This window comes from Kitasatospora sp. NPDC057940, from assembly GCF_042887425.1.
Lineage (GTDB): Bacteria > Actinomycetota > Actinomycetes > Streptomycetales > Streptomycetaceae > Kitasatospora.
The window spans coordinates 17,748-36,675 of record NZ_JBHVPH010000036.1 but is presented as its reverse complement, the minus strand read 5'-3'; the positions used below and the strand labels follow the sequence as shown (position 1 = coordinate 36,675).

The window sequence follows — 18,928 nt, the reverse complement described above, 5'->3', positions numbered from 1 at the left end:
GCGATTTGGACATAACGCAGGCAAAATTCCCCTGGCATATGCCACTGTGGCAACAGCCGTCGTCGCCCTGTGTGCGGAAGGTGGCGCGAGGCGGTAACCTTCGGTGATTCCGGCGCCCGGGCGCCCACCGCAGTACCGACCAGAGACCCCGGCGACGGAAATCCCGTTGCCACTACGACCGCCGCAACGGATGCTGACCTCATGTTCGAGCCAGTGATAGCACCCAGTGCCAGCCTCCTCGGCCTCCTGCAGCGAGGCCGCGGTGACGGGCAGCTCCACGCGCTGGCCGCCGACCGTACCGAGGCCATCGCCGCGCTGGAGGAGTGCGTCACCAGGGATCCGCGAGCCGACTGGCAGGTCGAGAGCCGCTCCCTCTACTACGCCCGCCTCTACATGGAGCTGGAAGCGCCCCTCGACGGCATCGAGGACCACCTCCACTCCGCCGAGGACCTCGTCAGCGACGACGAGAACCGCACCGGCCTCGCCCTCTCCGTCCTGGGCCACCTCGCCGCGTACGGCCGGCGCGACGCGCTGCTGATGCTGCGCGAGTACACCGCCACCGGCGCCAACTGGGCCTGGGCCCTCGACGAGCTCGCCCTGCGCGACGACGACCGCGGCCTGCTGCTGCTCGGCACCGCCGTCCTGGACCGCTTCGCCCCGGGCCCCGAGGGCGACGCCGAGCTGCGCGAGTTCATCCGCAACGCCTACGAGCCCCGGCCCTGGCGGCTGTGGGCGGCCTACCACCCGAGAGTGGCGGCGGCCAGCGAGCAGTCACCCTTCGACCTCTGGCAGCGCCAGCTCAACCGCGGCGGCGTCACCCCGGGCTGGTCCACCGCCGACGTCCTGGCCTGGGCCGACCAGGGGAGCCTGGGCGCCCTCGGGGCCGGTGCCTTCCTCGGCGGAGCCGACGGCCGGCCCGAGCCCGCGCCCGACGCCGCCGATCCGGCCGCGCCCGACGCCGTGGACCGCCGGGCCGCCGCGGCCGCCCGCTGCCTGACCGCCGTCGTCCGGCCCGAGGACCGCCCCACCGTGCTGGAGGCCGCCCGCGGCGGCCTGCCCGGCGCGCGCCGGGCGGCACTGCGCTACCTGGTCGACCAGCGGGACCCGGCCGCCGTCGAGCTGATCGAGGCCGCCGCCGTCGACGTCGACGACCGGATCGTGCGCGCGGCCCTGGAACTGGTCGGTCGGATGCGCGGCCCCGAGATCCTGGCGCAGGCCCGCCGCTGGGCCGACCCGGCCACCGGGGGCGCGGACAGCGCGCTCGGCGAGGCCGCCGTCAAACTGCTCGCCGACGCCGGGGAGCCGGCCGACGCGCCGTTCGTCGTCGACGGCCTGCGCCGCTGGGTATCCGTCCGCGGGGTCAGCGGTACCGGGCTCGGCTCGCTGGTCGACGGTGCGGGGCGGCTGGTCGCCGCCGACGCCGTCCCCGTGCTGCGCCACATCTACGGGGAGGCCGCCTCCTCCGAACTGCGCGGCCGTGCCGCCCGGGCGCTCGCCGTGACCGATGTGCACTTCCCCGAGGGCCCCGCCGTCGAGTGCCTCTGGGACTGCGAGGAGTCCACCCGGGAGCTCGCCGCGCGCCATGTCGCCACCACGGGTGACGCGCGCGTGCTGGAGCGACTGCGCAGGCTCGCCGCCGATCCGGCCGAGGAGGCCGAGGTCCACGCCGCCGTCCGCGGCCGGCTGACCGCCGCCCGGGAGTTCGGGCGTTAGGTCCCCGCGGCCGGTGGCTGCCTCCCCGCTTCTGGTGAACGACGGGCCGGGACACCCCTCGGGTGTCCCGGCCCACTGCTGTTCCGGGCTCGTGCTGTTCCGGGGTCCTGGTAGAACGTGGTTCTACTTCACGACGCCCGCGTCCGGGGCCAGCACGCCGCCGGCCACCAGTCCGATGATCAGGACGCCGAGCAGCACCCGGTAGACCACGAACGGCAGAAAGCTGTGGTGCGAGATGTACTTCAGGAACCAGGCGATCGCCGCGTAGCCGACCGCGAAGGCGATCGCGGTGGCCAGGATGGTCGGCCCCCAGGCCGGTGCCGGGCCCTCGCCGATCTTGAACAGCTCCAGCGCCCCCGAGGCGAGCACCGCCGGGATGGCCAGCAGGAAGGAGTAGCGGGCCGCCGCCTCCCGGCTGTAGCCGAGCAGCAGGCCCGCGCTGATCGTGCCGCCGGAGCGGGACACCCCCGGGATCAGTGCGAGCGCCTGGGCGAGGCCGTAGATGCCCGCGTGCGGCAGGGTGAGGTCGGTGATCGGCCGGGCGTGCCGGACCGCGCGGGTGCGGTCGGCGAAGGCCAGCAGCAGGCCGAAGACGATCAGCGTGGTGCCGATGATCCGCAGATCGCGCAGGTGGGTCTCGATGGTGTCCTGGAACAGCTTGCCGAGGATGCCGATCGGCAGCGTGCCGATGATCACGAACCAGCCCATCCGGGCGTCCGGGTCCGAGCGCAGCGCCGGGCGGAACAGCGACAGCGTCCAGGTCCGCACGATCGAGACGATGTCCCGGCGGAAGTAGATCAGCACCGCGGTCTCGGTGCCGAGCTGGGTCACGGCGGTGAAGGCCGCGCCCGGGTCGTCCCACCCCAGCAGGGCGGAGAAGACCCGCAGGTGGGCACTGGAGGAGACGGGCAGGAACTCGGTGAGTCCCTGGATCAGGCCGAGAACGGCCCCGTGGAACCAGTCGATCACCAGACACCCACCGGGGGTATCCGTTGGTCGTCGTACATGTGCGGTCCTCGCAGGTCGGAACGGGCGTGCGGGCAGGCGGGCAGGCCGCGACCCGCACGGCCCTCGGGCCGCGCACGGGCGGGCGCGCGGCCGATGGTACGGGGTGAAGATGACTATTCTTTGTTCACCTTTTGACCCGGCTTTGCCCGACGGCACTTCCGTGCCCCGCCGACTCGTCCGCCCGCGCTTCCGCCGGCCCTTCCGCCGGCCCTTCCCCCCGTCCTTCCGCCCGCCCTTCCGTCGACCCCGCCGCCTGCCCTTCCGCCGCTCAGCCGGCGGGTCGGACGCGGACCCAGGTGCGGTCCTCCGTCAGGTAGCTCTCGACCGTCAGACCGGCGTCCGCCAGCGCCTGGTCGAACGCGGCGGTGGTGAGCGGCCGGGAGCGGAAGGTGTGCGTCCAACGGCCGTCCGGGAACTCGTACTCGGCGTGGACGGAATTCACGCCGTCCCCGACCGGCGTCGAGGAGACGATGCGCGACACGCCGTCGGTGCCGAGCCTGCCCTCGCGCGGCACGTTGAGGTGCCAGTCCTCGCCCTCCCGCTGCATCAGCACGCAGCCGTCCGCGGCGACGTGGCGGCGGCAGGTCTCCAGCAGGCCCTGGCGGACCGCCTCGTCGCCCGCGTGGATCAGGAAGGAGGCGAGCAGGACGACGTCGAAGCGCTCGCCGAGGTCCAGCCGCTCGATCGGGCTGCGCACGGTGCGGATGCCCGCGCGCACCCTGGCCAGCATCTCGGCGGACTCGTCCACCGCCGTCACGGTGAAGCCGCGGTCGGTCAGCGGGTGCGTCATCCGGCCGACGCCGCAGCCCAGTTCGAGGATGGCGGCGCCGGCGGGCACCGCGGCCTCGATCACGTCCGGGGCGTCGCCGACGGGGAGCCGGGCCCAGAGCTCGACGGCGCAGCCGTCCGGGGTGATCGCGCCCGGGCCCGTTCCCTCGTGCCCCTCGCGTCGTACGTTGCCGCTGTGCGTGTCGTTACCCATGGGCGCCATCGGAACACGGGCAGGGCGGGGAGGGAAGGTGCCGCAGCGGGTTTTCGGTCAGCCCGTCAGTCTCGTCGGCCCGTGGGTCCGTCAGGCCGTCGGCACGTCCTCCAGTTCGGCCAGGGTGGCGTGCAGCCAGGCGAGTTCGGCCTCGCTCGTGGCGCGGGCGATCAACAGCAGGCCGCGACGGAACGGGTCGGCGAACTCCTCGGCGCCGACCGGGCGGTCGCCGTCGTAGAAGAAGCTCGCCGGCTCGGAGAGGAAGGCCAGCCGGCGGCGGAGCACGGCGGCCTCAGCGACCGGCCCGCCGACTTCGGATACACCCTGGAGGAGCACGCCGACGCCGTCGCCGCGGCCCTGGCGCAGGCCGGGCTCGCCGGAGTCGAGGTGATCGGCCACAGCATGGGCGGCGCGATCGCCGTCGTCCTCGCCCACCGGCATCCGGCGTCGGTCTCCCGACTCGTCCTGGTCGACGCCAACCTGGACCCGGTCACCCCCGGCCGCGGCCCCGGCAGCGGCGGCATCGCGAGCTTCACCGAGGAGGAGTTCCTGGCCGGCGGCCGGGACGAGGTCGCCGGGTGGGTCGGCCCGTCCTGGTGGTCCACGATGCGCCTCGCCGGGCCCGAGGCGCTGTACCGCAGCGCCGTGCACCTGGCCCGGGCGACGGTGCCGACGATGCGCGAACTGCTGCTCGGCTTCGACCTCCCGCGCACCTTCCTGTACCCGGAGGCGGACGGCGAGCCACGCGGCGCCGACCAACTCCGGGAGGCAGGCGTCCGGTTGGCGGCCGTAAAGGACTGCGGGCACAACATCATGCTCGACAACCTCGACGGCTTCGTCTCGGCGGCCGGCCTCGAACCTCGACCGTAGGCTGGGGGAGTCGGAGAGGAGCCCGCACCATGCCCGTCGAAGTCCCGCCCGTTGAGGTCCCGCCCGCGCTGGCAGCGTCGCTGGAGCAGTTCCTCGGCCCGGACGGTCGCGCCTGGGCGGCCCGACTCCCCGCCCTGGCGGCCGAGTTGCTCGACCACTGGGAGCTGCGCCCGGACGGCCCGCCCGCGCACGGCGTCGTCGCACTGGTGCTGCCCGTACGCCGCGCCGACGGTACGCCCGCAGCGCTCAAGCTCCAGCCGGTGGACGAGGAGACCGAGGGCGAGCCGGCCGCCCTCCGGGCCTGGGGCGGGCGAGGGGCCGTTCGACTCCTCGGCCACGAACCGGCCTCGGGCTCGATGCTGCTGGAACGCCTCGACCCGGGGCGTTCACTGCTGGATGTCGCGGACGATCGGGAGGCGCTGCGCGTCCTTGCGTGCCTGCTCAGGGAATTGACTAGACGTCAGGTCGAAGTCCCGGACCTGCGCCGGTTGGCGGACCTCGCCGACGATCTGCTCGCGCGGGCCCCGGCAGCGGCCGCGGCCCTCGCCGACCCGGCCGAGCAGCGCTTGCTCGCCGACTGCGCCGCGGCCCTGCGGGAGGTCCGCACCGAGCCCGGCGACCGGCTGCTGCACTGGGACCTGCACTACGGCAACGTCCTCGCCCCGCCCGAGGGCGGCGGCCGCGCCCCCTGGCTCGCCATCGACCCCAAGCCGCTCGTCGGGCACCCCGGCTTCGAACTCCTCCCGGCGCTGCGCAACCGCTGGGCCGACGTCCTGGCCACCGGCGACGTCGCCCGGGCGCTGTGGTGGCGGTTCGACGTCCTGGTGGAGGCACTGGAACTGGACCGCGGGGCGGCGCTCGCCTGGACGCTCGCCCGGGTGCTGCAGAACGCCGTGTGGGCGGCGGAGGACGGGGAGTCGGCGCTCGACCCGGGGCAGCGGGCGGTGGCGGAACTGCTGTCGGGGCGCTGAGCGGAGCGCGCGCGGCGAGCGGAGAACCGCGAGCGGCGAACAGCGGCCGGAGACCACGAAGGCAAGGAGCTCGTCGACTCTCCTTGCCACTCTCAAGGTATAGCGCGCCGGGGGGCTTGCCGCAAGGCCCCTGCCGTGCCGCAGAATGACCGGCCGAAGCCGGGATCTGCGGGTATACCTGGGGGTTTGTGATGATTGACGTGATCGTGGTCGGAGCCGGGCCGACCGGATTGATGCTGGCCGGCGAGTTGCGGTTGCACGGCGTGCGGGTGCTCGTGCTGGAGAAGGAGACGGAGCAGCCCCTGCCGGCCCGGGCTCGCGGCCTGCACGCGCGCAGCCTTGAGGTGATGGACCAGCGCGGGCTGCTGGAGCGCTTCCTGTCGCTCGGACGGAAGTTCACGGTCGGCGGCTTCTTCGCCGGCATCGGCAAGGAGTGGCCGGAGCGGTTGGACACCACCCAGGCGTACGTCCTGGCCATCCCGCAGGCGGTCACCGAACGGCTGCTGACCGAGCACGCCACCGAACTCGGCGCCGAGCTCCGGCGCGGCTGCGAACTGGTCGGGCTGAGCCAGGACGAGGACGGGGTGAGCGCCGAACTGGCCGACGGCACGCGGCTGCGCTCGCGCTACCTCGTCGGCTGCGACGGAGGCCGCAGCACGGTGCGCAAGCTGCTCGGCGTCGGGTTCCCCGGCGAGCCCTCCAGGGTGGAGACGCTGCTGGGCGACATGGAGCTGGCCGAGGAGCCGGAGACGATCGCCGCCGTCGTCGCGGAGGTCCGCAGGACCCAGCTGCGGTTCGGCGCCGTTCGCGAGGCGGAGGGGGGATACCGCGTCATCGTGCCCGCCGAGGGGGTGGCCGAGGACCGTACGGCCGCTCCGACCTTCGAGGAGTTCAAGCAGCAGCTGCGGGCCGTCGCGGGCACCGACTTCGGGGCGCACTCGCCGCGCTGGCTGTCGCGCTTCGGCGACGCCACCCGGTTGGCCGAGCGCTACCGGGTCGGCCGGGTACTGCTGGCGGGCGACTCGGCGCACATCCACCCGCCGACCGGCGGGCAGGGGCTCAACCTCGGTGTCCAGGACGCGTTCAACCTGGGCTGGAAGCTGGCCGCCGAGGTCGACGGCTGGGCGCCGGAGGGGCTGCTGGACAGCTACCACGCCGAACGGCACCCGGTGGCCGCCGAGGTGCTGGACAACACCCGCGCGCAGATCCACCTGATGTCCCTGGAGCCCGGCGCCCAGGCGGTGCGCCGGCTGCTGGCGGAACTGACGGACTTCGAGGAGGTGAACCGGTACCTGATCGAGAAGATCACCGCGATCGGGGTCCGCTACGACTTCGGCGAAGGGCATGAACTGCTCGGCCGCCGGCTGCGCGACGTGCAGCTGAAGCGCGGCCGTCTCTACGGGCTGATGCACGGCGGCCGCGGGCTGCTGCTCGACCAGGCCGGCGGGCTCTCGGTGGCGGGCTGGGCGGACCGGGTCGACCATGTCGTCGACGTCAGCGACGAGTTGGACGTGCCCGCGGTGCTGCTGCGTCCGGACGGCCACGTGGCGTGGGTCGGCGAGGACCAGCAGGGCCTGCGCGGCCACCTGTCCAGGTGGTTCGGCGCCCCCGCCGCCTGAGCGCACCGCGGCGGCCTCGGGGGCGTGCGAACAGCCATCGCGCCGGGAGCGCCGGGGGGGGCGTGCGGGCTGACGCTCAGCGCTCCCGCAGCAGTACGAAGCGCACCGGCGTGCCCGGGCGTGCCTGGGCGGCCGCCGCGAGGTCGGCGGCGGGGACGACGCCGATCACCGGGTAGCCGCCGGTGGTCGGGTGGTCGGCCAGGAAGACCACCGGCCGCCCGTCCGGCGGGATCTGCACCGCGCCCGACACCATGCCCTCACTGGGCAGTTCACCCACCCGGGCGCGGGTGACCGGCGGGCCCTCGGTGCGCAGCCCGATCCGGTTGCCGGCCGGGGAGACCAGGTACCCGTCGCGGGCCAGCCGGGTCAGCGCCGAAGGCTCGAACCAGTCCGCGTGCGGGCCGAGCCGCAGCCGCAGCACCAGTTCGGCCGGGGGAGCGGGCAGCGGCACCAGGTCGGGCCGGGGGCGGTCGGGCGGAGGCGGGCCGACCGGCAGCCGGTCGCCGGCGGCGAGCGGGGCCGGTCCGAGGCCGGAGAGCAGGTCCGTCGAGCGGCTGCCCAGGACCGGCGGGACGGCGATCGCGCCCGCGACCGCCAGGTAGCCGCGCACCCCGGCGGTCGCCGCCCCCACCTCCAGCACCGCCCCGGCCGGCACCGCGACCGGCGCACCCCACGCGGCCGGCCGCCCGTCCACCCGGACGGGCGAGGGCGCTCCGGTGACGGCCACGACCACCGGCCCGAGGGCGCGCAGGGCGACCCCGCCGAGCGTGGTCTCCAGCCCGGCGGCGCCCGGCTCGTTGCCGACCAGCCGGTTCGCGGCCCGCAGCGCGGGCTCGTCCAGCGCCCCGGCCCTGGGCACCCCGAGGTGGGCGACGCCGCGCCGTCCGAGGTCCTGGACGGTGGTCAACGGCCCGGGCCGCACCACCAGCAATCCGCTCAACGCCCCCACCCCGTCCGCCCCCGTCCCGTCCCTCGCCACCCCGTCCCCCGCCGTCCGGGGACCGCGCGCCGCCCGTCGTGGGCCCGCACCCCCGCTACGCCCGTTCCGCCGTGAACCGCACCCGCACCCCGGGCGCCAGCAGCGCCGCCGGCTCGCGCCCGGTGTCCCAGAGCACGAGCCCGGTGCGCCCGATCAGCTGCCAGCCGCCGGGGGAGGAGCCCGGGTAGACGCCGGTGTACGGGCCGGCCAGGGCGACCGAGCCGACCGGGACGCTGCTGCGCGGGGTGTCCCGGCGCGGGACCGCGTAGCGGGGCGGCAGCCCGGTCAGGTAGCCGAAGCCGGGCGCGAACCCGCAGAAGGCGACCACGTACTCGGGCCCGGTGTGGATCCGTACGGCGGCCTCCTCGGAGACCCCCCACAGGGCGGCGACCTCGGCGAGGTCGGTACCGTCGTACACCGTCGGCACCTCCAGCAGCGGCCCGGTCGCCGCCGCGGCCGCCGACGGACGGGCCGTGCGCAGCAGGGCCGCCAGGGCGTCGACGTCCGCGACGCCGTCCAGCAGCACCGTGCGCGCGGCCGGCACGATCTCCTCGACCGCGCCGAGCGCCCCGCTCTCCTGCCGCTCCCGCAGCCATCCGTACAGCGCGGCGACCTGCGCCGTGTCGTCGAGTTCGACCAGCAGTGCCCGCTCGCCGACCCGCCGGACGGCGGGGGGCGTCACGTGAACGCCTCCACCCGGACCCCGGCGGAGGCGAGGGCGCCGCGGATCCGCCAGGCGAGCTGGGCGGCGCCGGGGGTGTCGCCGTGGACGCACAGGGAGCGGGCCTCGACGGCGATCCGTTCGCCGCCGACGGCCTCCACCGAGGCGTCCCGGGCGATGCCGACGGCGCGGGTGATCACCGATTCGGGGTCGTGCACCACGGCGTCCGGGTCGCGGCGCGGGACGAGGGTGCCGGCCCAGGTGTACGCGCGGTCGGCGAAGGCCTCGGCGACGACCGCGAGGCCGACGCCCTCGGCGACGGCGAGCAGCCGGGAGCCGGGCAGTCCGAGCACCGGCAGCGGTCCGTCGCAGACCGCTCCGGCCCGCAGCACGCCGGCCACCACGGCCTCGGCCTGTTCGGAGTCGGTGACCACCCGGTTGTAGAGGGCGCCGTGCGGTTTGACGTAGGAGACCCGGGAGCCGGCCGCGCGGGCGAAGACCTGGAGGGCGCCGATCTGGTAGGCGATCTCGTCGGCGAGCTCCTCCGGGGGGACGTCCATGGCCCGGCGGCCGAAGCCGGCCAGGTCGCGGTAGGAGACCTGGGCGCCGATCCGGACGCCGCGTTCGGCGGCCAGCGCGCAGACCCGGCGCATCGTCGACGGATCTCCCGCGTGGAAGCCGCAGGCGACGTTGGCGCTGGTCACCACGGACAGCAGGGCCTCGTCGTCGGTCAGCGTCCAGCGTCCGAACCCCTCACCGAGGTCCGCATTGAGATCGATCACCGCATCGGCCACGCCCGTCCGCCTTCCAGCAGCTGTTGAGCCAGATGGTAGGGCCTGCGGATGAAGGCCGTTGCCCGTGACCCGGGCCCAGGGGGCCCACCGGCGCGCGACGCCTGGTCACACGCCCTGGGGCGGCGCTGGGCGGCTCCGGCTCAGCTCGCGGCCACCGGTCCCTGGAAGGAACGTTCCAGCGGGCGCAGCGCCCGCAGCACGATCAGCAGCGGGACGACGCCGACGATTCCGAACGACATGTCGATGAATCGCCAGCCCAGGGGGATCCCCCGCAGCGGTCCGCAGACCAGGGCCAGGGGGATGACGGCGCCGCAGGCGAGCACGGCCCAGCGGATCACCCAGATGTTGCGGACCGGGTCCTTGATCGGGCCCCAGAAGGCGGCGGCGATCACCAGGTGGGCGAAGGCGAGCCAGTCGGTGCCGTAGGCCAGGAAGGGGTAGCGGTCGTTGGTCTCCGCGACGCCGGCGCGGACGCGTTCGATCCAGTCCAGCGCGGCCGGGAAGCGGTCGGCCAGCGGCGCGGCCGGCCCGGTCGCGAGGTCGGCCAGCCAGCGGGTCTCGGTCTCCAGGGGGAAGGCCGTCAGGCCGCTGAGCACCAGGCAGACCACGAAGATCCAGAGCCAGCGCCGGACCCTGCGCAGTGCCGCCGCGGGACCGGTGCCCGGATTGGTGTCCATGGTGCGAACCTCCATGCCGAAGAGCAGGCGGGGCCTTGTCCCGTCTGTACGGAACCGACTCTAGACCCTGCTTTTGAACGTGTTCAACTAGCGCCTGACGTGCGGGCACGCCCCGGACGCCGGGCCGCCGCGCCACCCACGGACGCCGGGCCGCCGCGCCACCCACGGGCGCCGTGCGGGCGCGCGCCCCCGGACACGCCGATGCCCGGGTGCCGGAGCACCCGGGCATCGGAACCGCCGGGACTGCGCGGTGTACGTCGGGACTACTGCGTCGGGACTACGCGGTGTACGTGAAGGTCACCGGGGCACTGGTGCCGCCCGCCGTGGTCACCGTGACGTCCACCGGGCCGGGGCCCGCCGCCGCCGGGGAGGTGGCCGAGCAGAAGGACGGGCCGCAGGAGACGTGCGCGGCCGGCACCCCGCCGAACGCGACCGTCCCGTACGTCAGGTTGGTGCCCTGGAGGTACACCTGGGTGCCGCCGGCGGCCGGGCCGCTGGAGGAGTAGGTCAGGTTGCCGACCGTCGGCGCGGGCGGCGGCGGGGGCGGGGCGCCCGTGTAGTCGAAGGCGGCCGGCGCCGCGACCGTGCCGCCGGGGGTCACCACGGAGACGGGGGCGCTGCCCGAGCCGCCGGGAGTGGTCACCGTGCAGGCGGTGTCGGTGCAGGTGCCGGCCGCCGGGACGCCGCCGACCAGCACCATGCCGTGCGCCAGGTTGCTGCCGCTGACGGTCACCGCGGTGCCGCCCGCGCCCGGGCCGGTGGTGGTGTCGAGGCCGTTGACCGTGGGCGGCGCCTGGACGACCGGCGCCGGGGTGGTCCCGTCGACCGACAGGGCCGTCACGTGGCCGGTCGGGTCGGTGTCGTTCGGATTGGACACGGTCACGACGATCTGGCCGGTCAGCTGCTGGGTGTAGTCGCGGCCCACGTTCAGCTTCATGAACTCGTAGCGCCCGGGCCTGCGGGTGCCGATGAGGACGGCGTCCAGGTGGCGCCCGTCGGGCGAGAGGGACTCCGTGAAGGTGTAGTCGTACGGGGTGGAGAAGAACATGCCGAGCTCGGTGGTGAGCCCGGGCGGCAGGTCGACGGTGATGTGGGTCGGCCCGGTGAGGTCCTGGGTGCCGGCGGAGGTCCAGCCGGCCGAGAGCTTGCCCGGTCCGGGAGGGGTGGTGCCGGGCAGGAAGCCGTTGAGGGCCGCGGTCACGTGCTGCCCCTGAACGGCGGGGGCGTCGGCGGGGGCGGCTGACGAGGCGGCGGCACCGGTGGCGAGGGTGGTCACGGCCAGCGCGGCGGCGAAGCCTGCTTTGACCAGTCGAGTGATCATAGGCCGATCATCACGGTAGCGACGCGCCGCCTTCACGGGTTTGCCGAATATCGGTTCGGAATTGGCGGAATCCCGTCGAAATCCCGTTCTGAATTCACCCCCGACACGCCCTCCGGCCTGCCGCGCAGCCCGCCCACAAGGCCCGTTTCGGTCGATGTCGGTGCGAACCTCTAATCTTGTCCACCGTGACCGCCATCGCTGACCCGCCCACCCTGCCCGGCCCCCGGCCGCCCGCCGGGTCCGTCGCGGCGAGGCCCGCGCCCGGCCCCGCCGCCGACGAGGGCCTGGCCCGCCGGCTCAAGGCGCTGGCCTGCACCGCCCCCCTGCACGACCTGGACAACCGCAAGGTCAACCTGGCGGGCGAGTACGGCGGCTACGCGATGGCCGAGGTCGGCCTCGCCGCGATCGACCTGGTCACCCTGCACATGGACTTCGACACCGGCGCCGACCGCGACATAGTGCTCGCCCGCCTGCTGCCCCGGGTCGCCGCCCAGGCCGCCGGCCGCCCCGCCGCCGAGCACGAGCGGGTCGCCCGCTGGGTGCTGGAGTCGCTGATCAACGTCGGCAGCGTCGACCGGGGCTTCCGCGCCGTCTACGGCACCTTCGGCGCGGACGGCGCGTACGTCCGGCGCGACTACGACTTCAAGCTGATCGAGGAGGTCCCCGGCCCCGACGGCGGCGTCTACCTGCGCACCACCGACGAGGCGGTCAACGTCCTGGTCGGCGCGCTCGACACCGACGTCACCTCGGCCCAGATCGCCGCCGAGGTCAAGCTGGAGGTGCTGATCCGCCGCGGCCGCCTGGCCGACGCCCAGCTCGCCGCCGAGCAGGCCCGCTACCGCACCGTGCAGTACGCCGAGACGCTGCGCCGCGCCCTCGACGCGACCCGGCGCAACGTTCGCGCCGTCGACTGGATGCGCGCCATCCCCGACCTCATCGACGAGGCGCTGGACCACATCGCCGACCGCTACCGGCACGAGAACGCGATTCTCACCAATATCCGCAAGGCCCGCGACGAGGCCGAGCCCCACACCCCCGAAGGGGCCGAGCACAAGCGCCGCGCCGCCGAGCTGCTCGACATCGTCAAGGACTGCATCCGCCGGCACACGAAGCTGCAGACCCGCCTGCTGGAGGCCGGCCCGCTGTTCCGCGCCGAGCAGGACCGGCAGGCCTTCGCCACCCCCGGCGCCCGCAGCGGCATCGACCTCTACGGCCAACTGCTCGCCCCCGTGCTGCGGCTGCCGGTCGAGCAGGCCGTCGGCCCCACCGGTGCCTTCTTCGCCCGCGGCGCCGGCCTGCGCACCCCGGTCTCCGTCCGGGTCGCCGACCTGGTCGACCTGCTGCTCACCCCGCCGGTCGAGCGCGAGCACCTCGGCGCCGAACTGCCCGACCCTGACCTGGTCGCCACCCCGGACGACAGCCGCTTCTCCGAAGCCCAGCTGGAGGCCGCGCTGCTCCTGCTCGACCTGCCCGCCGACGCCCCCCGCCGGCTCTCCGGCCTGCTCGCCGAGGCCCGCGAGCAGGACCCGGAGCTGCCGTACCTCGTCGCCCTGCTGGCCGTCCACGCGGCCAGCCCGCCGGTCGGCACCGCCTACCGACAGGGCGAGGAGCGGCTGCTGTTCGCCGTGGACGACGGCACCCCGCTGCGCGACCCGCAGTTCGGCGGCGCCGACCTGATCGTCGGCAGCGCCCTGCTCGACGCGGCCGGCATGGCCGCCGACCGCAAGGACGCCGGCTGACGAAGCCGCCGCCCCGCCGCACCACCAGATCGCCCGTACCAGCAACAGCCCCGAGGAGCACCGCCCGTGACGACCCACCACGACGCGTCCTGGGCGGCCGAGACCGAACCCGCGGCCCCCGCCCCGATCACCCCCGGCGACGTCGCCGACGCAGCCCGGCTGGTCTCCTTCGGCCTCCAGGCCAAGCTGCTCCCAGCCCGCGACGCCGAGTACGCCGAACTCGTCCGCCGCCACCGCGAGGACCCGCCGTTCGCCCGGCTCGCCGACGCCGTCGCCACCGGCATGGGCCTGGTCGTCCTGGAGGTCTCGCCGCGCGCCGGCATGGCCGTCGCCGCCGCCGAGGACTCGCTGTTCGCCGTCCGGATGGGCGACTACTCGCGCCGCGCCGCCACCGAGTCCACCGACCGCTTCCTGCACGGCCTGGCCCACCTCGCCGTCGCCGCGATGGCGTTCCCCCGGCCCGAGGACCTCGCCGACGACGGCTACCTCGGCCGGATCACCGTCAACGGCGTCGACGCCTTCGTCCGCCAGGCCTGCCGCCGCCTGGAGGAACAGGCCGCGACCGAGGGCGACAACACCGACCCGCAGTCCGACGCCCCCGGCCTGGAGGCCGCCTGGCGGGTCTGGGCCCGGCGCACCGCCACCGGCGCCACCAAGGACGCCCGCCGGCTCTCCGGCTCCACCATCGGCATCGTCGCCAAGGCCGTGCTGTTCCTGGTCGACTCCGGCTTCCTGCAGAAGGTCTCCGACGACTCCGGCGGCACCTACCGCACCACCGCCCGCTACCAGCTCCAGGTCCGCGACCTGGCCGGCAGTTCGGCCATGGCCGAACTGCTCGACCTCGGCATCGTCCCGGTCTCCGACGGCACCGCCAGCCTGCTGCCGCCGGACACCGGCGACGAACTGGTGGCCGACGCAGGCCTGCCGTTCCACTCGCTCTGACCCCGCTACCCGACTCGCACCCCTACCCGACTCGCCCACGGAGAACCGCCGCACATGTACGAGCTCAACCGGGTCCGCCTCTACTCGATCGGACCGGCCGGCGCCCGCTACGCCGACACGGTGCTCGACCTGCGCGGCGTCGGCGAGCCCGTCGCCGACCCGGCCCCGCAGCAGATCGGCCTGTTCGGCGAGGACGTCGAGGGCCCGGTCCGCCGCCCCGCCCCGGCCGGCGTGCTCTTCCTGGAGAACGGCGGCGGCAAGTCCGTCCTGCTCAAGCTGATCTTCTCGGTGATGCTCCCCGGCCACCGCAACACCCTCGGCGGCGCCAGCTCCGGCGTGCTGCGCAAGTTCCTGCTCGCCGACGACTGCGGCCACGTCGCGCTGGAGTGGCAGCACACCGTCACCGGCGAGCTGATCGTGGTCGGCAAGGTCAGCGAGTGGCGCGGCCGCCAGGTCTCCTCCGACCCGCGCAAGTTCGCCGAGACCTGGTACTCCTTCCGCCCCGGCCCCGGCCTCACCCTGGACTCGCTGCCGGTCGCCGAACGGATCAGCCTGGCCGGCGACCAGAAGGCCCGCGGCCGCCGCCGCACCATGAAGGGCTTCCGCGACGCCCTCACCGAGGCCGGCAAGGCCCACCCGCACCTCGACCTGGTCTTCGAGGACGGCCACGACCGCTGGACCGAGCACCTCGGCGAACTCGGCCTCGACCCCGAACTCTTCCGCTACCAGCGCGAGATGAACGCCGACGAGGGCGAGGCCGCCGGCCTCTTCGCGGTCAAGCACGACAGCGACTTCACCGACCTGCTGCTGCGCGCCGTCACCGACACCCGGGACACCGACGGCCTCGCCGACCTCGTCCACGGCTTCGCCGCCAAGCTCGGCCGCCGCGCCGAACTCACCGCCGAACGCGACTTCACCGCCGGCTCCCTCGACCTGCTGGAACGCATCGTCGAGGCGACCGCCGCCCGCGAGAGCGTCCGCGAGGCCCACCGCACCGCCGAACGCCGCACCCGCCGCCTCGCCCACGCCCTCACCTCCCGCGCCGCCGCCGAACGCGACCGCGCCCAGGACCTCGCCATCGAGGTCGCCGCCGCCGCGGGCGCCGTCACCGCCGCCGAGGCCGACCGCACCCGGCACACCCTCATCACCGCCGAACTCACCCACCGGCACGCCACCCTGGGCCTCGCCGCGGCCACCGCCGAGGCCGCCGCGCTGCGCCGCGAACTCATCGACGCCCGCACCCTGCACTCCGCCTGGCAGGCCGCCGAGACCGTCCTGCGCCAGCGCGCCGCCGCCGACCGGGTCACCCGGGTCGCCGCCGCCATCCGCGAGGCCGAACTCGACGCCGCCCCCGCGCTCGCCGCCCGGGCCCGCGCCGCCACCGCCCTGGCCCGCGCCCTGGAGGCCGCCGCCGCGGCCGCCGAAGCCCGCGCCGACACCGAGGAGCAGCGCGCCGGCGAGCTCCAGGACGACGGCGCCAAGGCCCAGTCCGACGCCACCGAGGCCGCCACCGCCGCCCAGAAGGCCCGCAGCGAGGTCGACCACCTGCGCCAGCGCCTCGCCGAGGTCGAGCAGGAGACCGCCGCCGCCGTCGAGGCCGGCTTCATCGACGCCGACGGCGACGTCGACCCGGCCCGCGCCGCCCTGTACGCCGCCGACGTCGAGAAGGCCGCCGGCGCCGCCCTCGCCCAGGCCCGTACGACCGCCGAGGCCTGCGCCGCCCGGCTGCGCGAGGCCGCCGCCGCCACCGGCCGCGCCGAACTCGCCGCCGAACGCGCCGGCGACGCCCGCACGGCCGCCGCCCGGGCGCTCGCCGCCGAGCAGCGCACCGCCGCCCTGCTCGCCACCGAGCAGCGCCTCGCCGACCTGCTCTCCCTGACCCCCGCACCCACCGACTGGAGCGACGACGGGTCAGGGGCCGAGGAGGACGCCGGCTTCCTCACCCCCGCCGTCCTCGACCGCAACGCCGAGTACCTGCGCGAACTCCTCGACGAGTCCATCGCCACCGCCGAACGCACCCTGTTCGACCTGCGCACCGCCGCCGCCGACGACTCCCGCATCCTCGCCGCCCTCGGCGACGGCGGACTGCTGCCGCCCGGCCCGGACGTCCTGGCCACCGTCGAGTACCTCGCCGAGCACGGCATCCCCGCCCTGCCGGGCTGGCGCTACCTCGCCCAGTCCGTCGACCCGGCCGACCACGAGGCGATCCTCGCCGCCCGCCCCGAACTCGTCGACGGCGTCGTCGTCACCGACCCCGCCTCGCTGGAGCGGGCCCGCGAGGCCTTGCAGGCCGCCGCCCTGCTGCCCCGCTCCACCGTCGCCGTCGGCGCCGCCGCCTCCCTGATCGCCCCGATCACCGACCAGCCCGCGTTCTTCCTGGTGCCGCCGAACCCGGCCATGCACGACGAGTCCGCCGCCGACGACGAGCGCCGCGAACTGCGCGCCCGGGCGGGCGCCCGCGAGGAGCACATCCGCGAACTCGCCGCCCGCCTCGGTGCCGACCGGGCCCTCGCCGCCCGCCTCGCCTCCTGGCACGCCAGCTGCCCGCCCGGCACCCTCGCCGAACTCGCCGCCGCCGCCGAGGCCGCCCGCGAGCACGCCGAGCAGGCCGCCGCCGCCCTGGCCACCCTGCGCGCCGACCACGACGAGGCCGAGACCGACCACGCCGCCGCGGCCGCCGCCCACGAGGAGCACCGCGAGGCCGCCCAGCGCGCCCGCCGCCGCGCCGACGCCCTCTCCGGCCTCGCCTTCCGGCTGCGCGAGCGCGCCAACTGGGCCCGCCGCCAGCGCGAACTCGCCGAGGACGCCGCCGAGTGCGACCGCCGCCAGGCCGTCTGCGCCGAACGCGCCCGCACCTGCGACGAGGACCGCCGCGCCGCCCAGCGCGCCGCCGACGACGCCCGCCGCACCGCCCGCACCGTGCGCGCCGAACGCGCCGAGATCCCCGCCGCCGAGCAGGCCGACGAGCCCTCCGAGACGGCCCCCGCCGCACTGCCCGCCCTGCGCGAGGCCTACCGCGCCGCCTCCCAGCTGTACGAGAAGGTCGGCGTCGGCGCCGACCTGCGCGCCGAGCAGGCCCGCGCCGAGGGCGACGAGGCCGCCGCCGCGACCGAACTCGACCGCCTCACCAACAAGGTCCGCACCCGCGCCGAGGAACTCCTCGGCAGCCCCGACGGCGCCGACGGCCCGGCCCGCCAGGCCGCGGCCGCTCGTGCCGAGGACCTGGTCGCCACCATCGAGGCCCGCTCCGCCGCCGCCAGCGAGCAGCTCGGACGCCTGCGCGGCGAGGCCGAGCGCTCCGCCCCCGCCGACGGCGAGGCGCACACCGAACTGCCCGAGGACCTCGTCCCCGCCGACCCCGAGCACGCCCAGGTCCTGCTGCGCACCGCCACCAGCCGGCTCGCCGAACGCCGGGAGGCCCTGGACGCCGCCCGCACCGCGCACGCCGACCTGCAACGCACCTTCGACGCCGCCCAGTCGGCCGCCGCCGACTTCGACGAACTCGCCGGCCAGCTGCGCGACGGCCTGCGCGAGCAGCAGGAGGACGACGGCCAGTCCGTCGAGCCCTACCTCGGCTCGCTGCCGGAGGCGCGCGGCACCGCCGCCGAGGCCCGCCGCGCCCTGCGCACCGCCGCCGGCGAGCTGTCCTCCGCCGAACTCGCCGTCCGCGACGCCTCCGACGCCCTCGTCCGGCACGCCAACGCCGCCCGCTACGAGGCCGTCCGCACCCCCGCCCGCCAGCAGATCCGCGAACTGCCCGCCGCCGCGCTGCCCGAGCACGCCGCCGCCTGGGCCGCCGCCTTCGCGCCCCGGCTGCGCGTGCTGACCGACGAACTCGCCCAGCTGGAGCGCAACCGCGGCTCGATCGTCGACCGCCTGCGCGGCCTGGTCGAGTCCTCGCTCACCACCCTGCGCGCCGCCCAGCGGCTCTCCCGGCTGCCCGAGGGCCTGGGGGAGTGGTCCGGCCAGGAGTTCCTGCGGATCCGCTTCGAGGACCCGGACCACGCCACCCTGGTCGAGCGCCTCGGCGAGGTCATCGACGAGGCCACCCGCGCCGCCGTCCGCAAGAACAGCGACCTGCGCCGCGACGGCATGTCCCTGCTGCTGCGCGGGGTCGCCGCCGCGATCGGCCCGAAGGGCGTCAGCGTCGAGATCCTCAAGCCGGACGCGGTGCTGCGCGCCGAGCGGGTCGGCGTCGGCCAGATGTCCGACGTCTTCTCCGGCGGCCAGCTGCTCACCGCCGCCATCGCGCTGTACTGCACGATGGCCGCGCTGCGCGCCAACGACCGCGGCCAGTCCCAACTGCGGCACGCCGGCACGCTGTTCCTGGACAACCCGATCGGCCGCGCGAACGCCACCTACCTGCTGGAGCTCCAGCGGGCCGTGGCCGATGCGCTCGGCGTCCAACTGATCTACACCACCGGCCTGTTCGACACCACCGCGCTCGCCGAGTTCCCGCTGGTCATCCGGCTGCGCAACGACGCCGACCTGCGGGCGGGCCTCAAGTACATCTCGGTCGAGGAGCACCTGCGCCCCGGCCTGCCCGCCCCGCAGGACCCGGACGGCCCGGCCATCCACGGCGAGATCACCGCCACCCGGATGTTCAAGCGTCCGGCCGAGGTTCCGGCGCAGTCCGCAACTGACTAGCGTGG

General features: G+C 75.5%; 14 protein-coding genes and 1 pseudogene. 7 read left to right on the top strand and 8 right to left on the bottom strand.

Annotated elements, in window-relative coordinates:
* The first annotated feature begins 201 nt into the window (after positions 1–201).
* Positions 202–1,713 carry a HEAT repeat domain-containing protein gene (locus tag ACFVTF_RS34480; protein WP_387817970.1) on the top strand — a complete coding sequence of 504 codons (1,512 nt, stop codon included), beginning with the start codon at positions 202–204 and terminating at the stop codon, positions 1,711–1,713.
* 123 nt (positions 1,714–1,836) lie between these two features.
* On the opposite strand, the gene ACFVTF_RS34475 is transcribed toward ACFVTF_RS34480, so the two are convergent.
* The 3 genes and pseudogenes from ACFVTF_RS34475 to ACFVTF_RS34465 all read right to left on the bottom strand — a co-directional run.
* Complete coding sequence (locus tag ACFVTF_RS34475) at positions 1,837–2,679, bottom strand: undecaprenyl-diphosphate phosphatase (protein WP_371522961.1); 843 nt, start codon at positions 2,677–2,679, stop codon at positions 1,837–1,839.
* Positions 2,680–2,989: 310 nt separating this feature from the next.
* Positions 2,990–3,703 (bottom strand): class I SAM-dependent methyltransferase, encoded by a 714-nt coding sequence (locus ACFVTF_RS34470; RefSeq protein WP_387817969.1) that lies wholly within the window; start codon positions 3,701–3,703, stop codon positions 2,990–2,992.
* Between the two features lie 90 nt (positions 3,704–3,793).
* Positions 3,794–4,006, bottom strand: a pseudogene (locus ACFVTF_RS34465) (PadR family transcriptional regulator); the annotation flags it as partial.
* Positions 4,007–4,027: 21 nt separating this feature from the next.
* On the opposite strand from ACFVTF_RS34465, the gene ACFVTF_RS34460 reads away from it, so the two are divergent.
* The 3 genes from ACFVTF_RS34460 (at position 4,028) to rox (ending at position 7,163) form a co-directional block, all read left to right on the top strand.
* Positions 4,028–4,573 (top strand): alpha/beta fold hydrolase, encoded by a 546-nt coding sequence (locus ACFVTF_RS34460; RefSeq protein ID WP_387817984.1) that lies wholly within the window; start codon positions 4,028–4,030, stop codon positions 4,571–4,573.
* Between the two features lie 29 nt (positions 4,574–4,602).
* Entirely contained in the window at positions 4,603–5,544 is a 942-nt protein-coding gene (locus ACFVTF_RS34455; protein WP_387817967.1) for an aminoglycoside phosphotransferase family protein, read from the top strand.
* 191 nt (positions 5,545–5,735) lie between these two features.
* Complete coding sequence (rox, locus tag ACFVTF_RS34450) at positions 5,736–7,163, top strand: rifampin monooxygenase (RefSeq protein WP_387817966.1); 1,428 nt, start codon at positions 5,736–5,738, stop codon at positions 7,161–7,163.
* Positions 7,164–7,239: 76 nt separating this feature from the next.
* Here rox and ACFVTF_RS34445 read toward each other — a convergent pair whose 3' ends face one another.
* The 5 genes from ACFVTF_RS34445 to ACFVTF_RS34425 form a co-directional block, all read right to left on the bottom strand.
* Positions 7,240–8,103: a biotin-dependent carboxyltransferase family protein gene (locus tag ACFVTF_RS34445; protein ID WP_387817965.1), complete on the bottom strand. Its 864-nt coding sequence runs from the start codon at positions 8,101–8,103 to the stop codon at positions 7,240–7,242.
* A gap of 94 nt (positions 8,104–8,197) precedes the next feature.
* A complete protein-coding gene (locus ACFVTF_RS34440; RefSeq protein WP_387817964.1) occupies positions 8,198–8,824 on the bottom strand; it encodes an allophanate hydrolase subunit 1 in 627 nt (208 codons plus the stop codon).
* Positions 8,821–9,597, bottom strand: a complete 777-nt coding sequence (locus ACFVTF_RS34435; protein WP_244293516.1) for a LamB/YcsF family protein — start codon at positions 9,595–9,597, stop codon at positions 8,821–8,823. Before ACFVTF_RS34435 ends, ACFVTF_RS34440 begins: the two co-directional genes overlap by 4 nt.
* Before the next feature lie 140 nt (positions 9,598–9,737).
* Positions 9,738–10,274 (bottom strand): hypothetical protein, encoded by a 537-nt coding sequence (locus ACFVTF_RS34430; protein WP_387817963.1) that lies wholly within the window; start codon positions 10,272–10,274, stop codon positions 9,738–9,740.
* Positions 10,275–10,551: 277 nt separating this feature from the next.
* Complete coding sequence (locus ACFVTF_RS34425; protein ID WP_387817962.1) at positions 10,552–11,595, bottom strand: IPT/TIG domain-containing protein; 1,044 nt, start codon at positions 11,593–11,595, stop codon at positions 10,552–10,554.
* A 194-nt stretch (positions 11,596–11,789) separates the two neighbouring features.
* On the opposite strand from ACFVTF_RS34425, the gene ACFVTF_RS34420 reads away from it, so the two are divergent.
* From ACFVTF_RS34420 to ACFVTF_RS34410, 3 genes are all read left to right on the top strand, one after another.
* Positions 11,790–13,334 carry a hypothetical protein gene (locus ACFVTF_RS34420; protein WP_371522965.1) on the top strand — a complete coding sequence of 515 codons (1,545 nt, stop codon included), beginning with the start codon at positions 11,790–11,792 and terminating at the stop codon, positions 13,332–13,334.
* Positions 13,335–13,400: 66 nt separating this feature from the next.
* Positions 13,401–14,276, top strand: a complete 876-nt coding sequence (locus tag ACFVTF_RS34415; protein ID WP_387817961.1) for a hypothetical protein — start codon at positions 13,401–13,403, stop codon at positions 14,274–14,276.
* Between the two features lie 54 nt (positions 14,277–14,330).
* The gene (locus tag ACFVTF_RS34410) at positions 14,331–18,923 is read left to right on the top strand and encodes a hypothetical protein (protein WP_387817960.1); all 4,593 of its coding nucleotides are present in this window, start codon (positions 14,331–14,333) and stop codon (positions 18,921–18,923) included.
* Positions 18,924–18,928: the final 5 nt, after the last annotated feature.

Bases quoted from the DNA above. Each gene is read 5' to 3' on its own strand.
- ACFVTF_RS34480 (WP_387817970.1), top strand. From the start codon at position 202: ATGTTCGAGCCAGTGATAGCACCCAGTGCCAGCCTCCTCGGCCTCCTG.
- ACFVTF_RS34470 (WP_387817969.1), bottom strand. From the start codon at position 3,703: ATGGGTAACGACACGCACAGCGGCAACGTACGACGCGAGGGGCACGAG.
- ACFVTF_RS34455 (WP_387817967.1), top strand. From the start codon at position 4,603: ATGCCCGTCGAAGTCCCGCCCGTTGAGGTCCCGCCCGCGCTGGCAGCG.
- rox (WP_387817966.1), top strand. From the start codon at position 5,736: ATGATTGACGTGATCGTGGTCGGAGCCGGGCCGACCGGATTGATGCTG.
- ACFVTF_RS34430 (WP_387817963.1), bottom strand. From the start codon at position 10,274: ATGGACACCAATCCGGGCACCGGTCCCGCGGCGGCACTGCGCAGGGTC.
- ACFVTF_RS34425 (WP_387817962.1), bottom strand. From the start codon at position 11,595: ATGATCACTCGACTGGTCAAAGCAGGCTTCGCCGCCGCGCTGGCCGTG.
- ACFVTF_RS34410 (WP_387817960.1), top strand. From the start codon at position 14,331: ATGTACGAGCTCAACCGGGTCCGCCTCTACTCGATCGGACCGGCCGGC.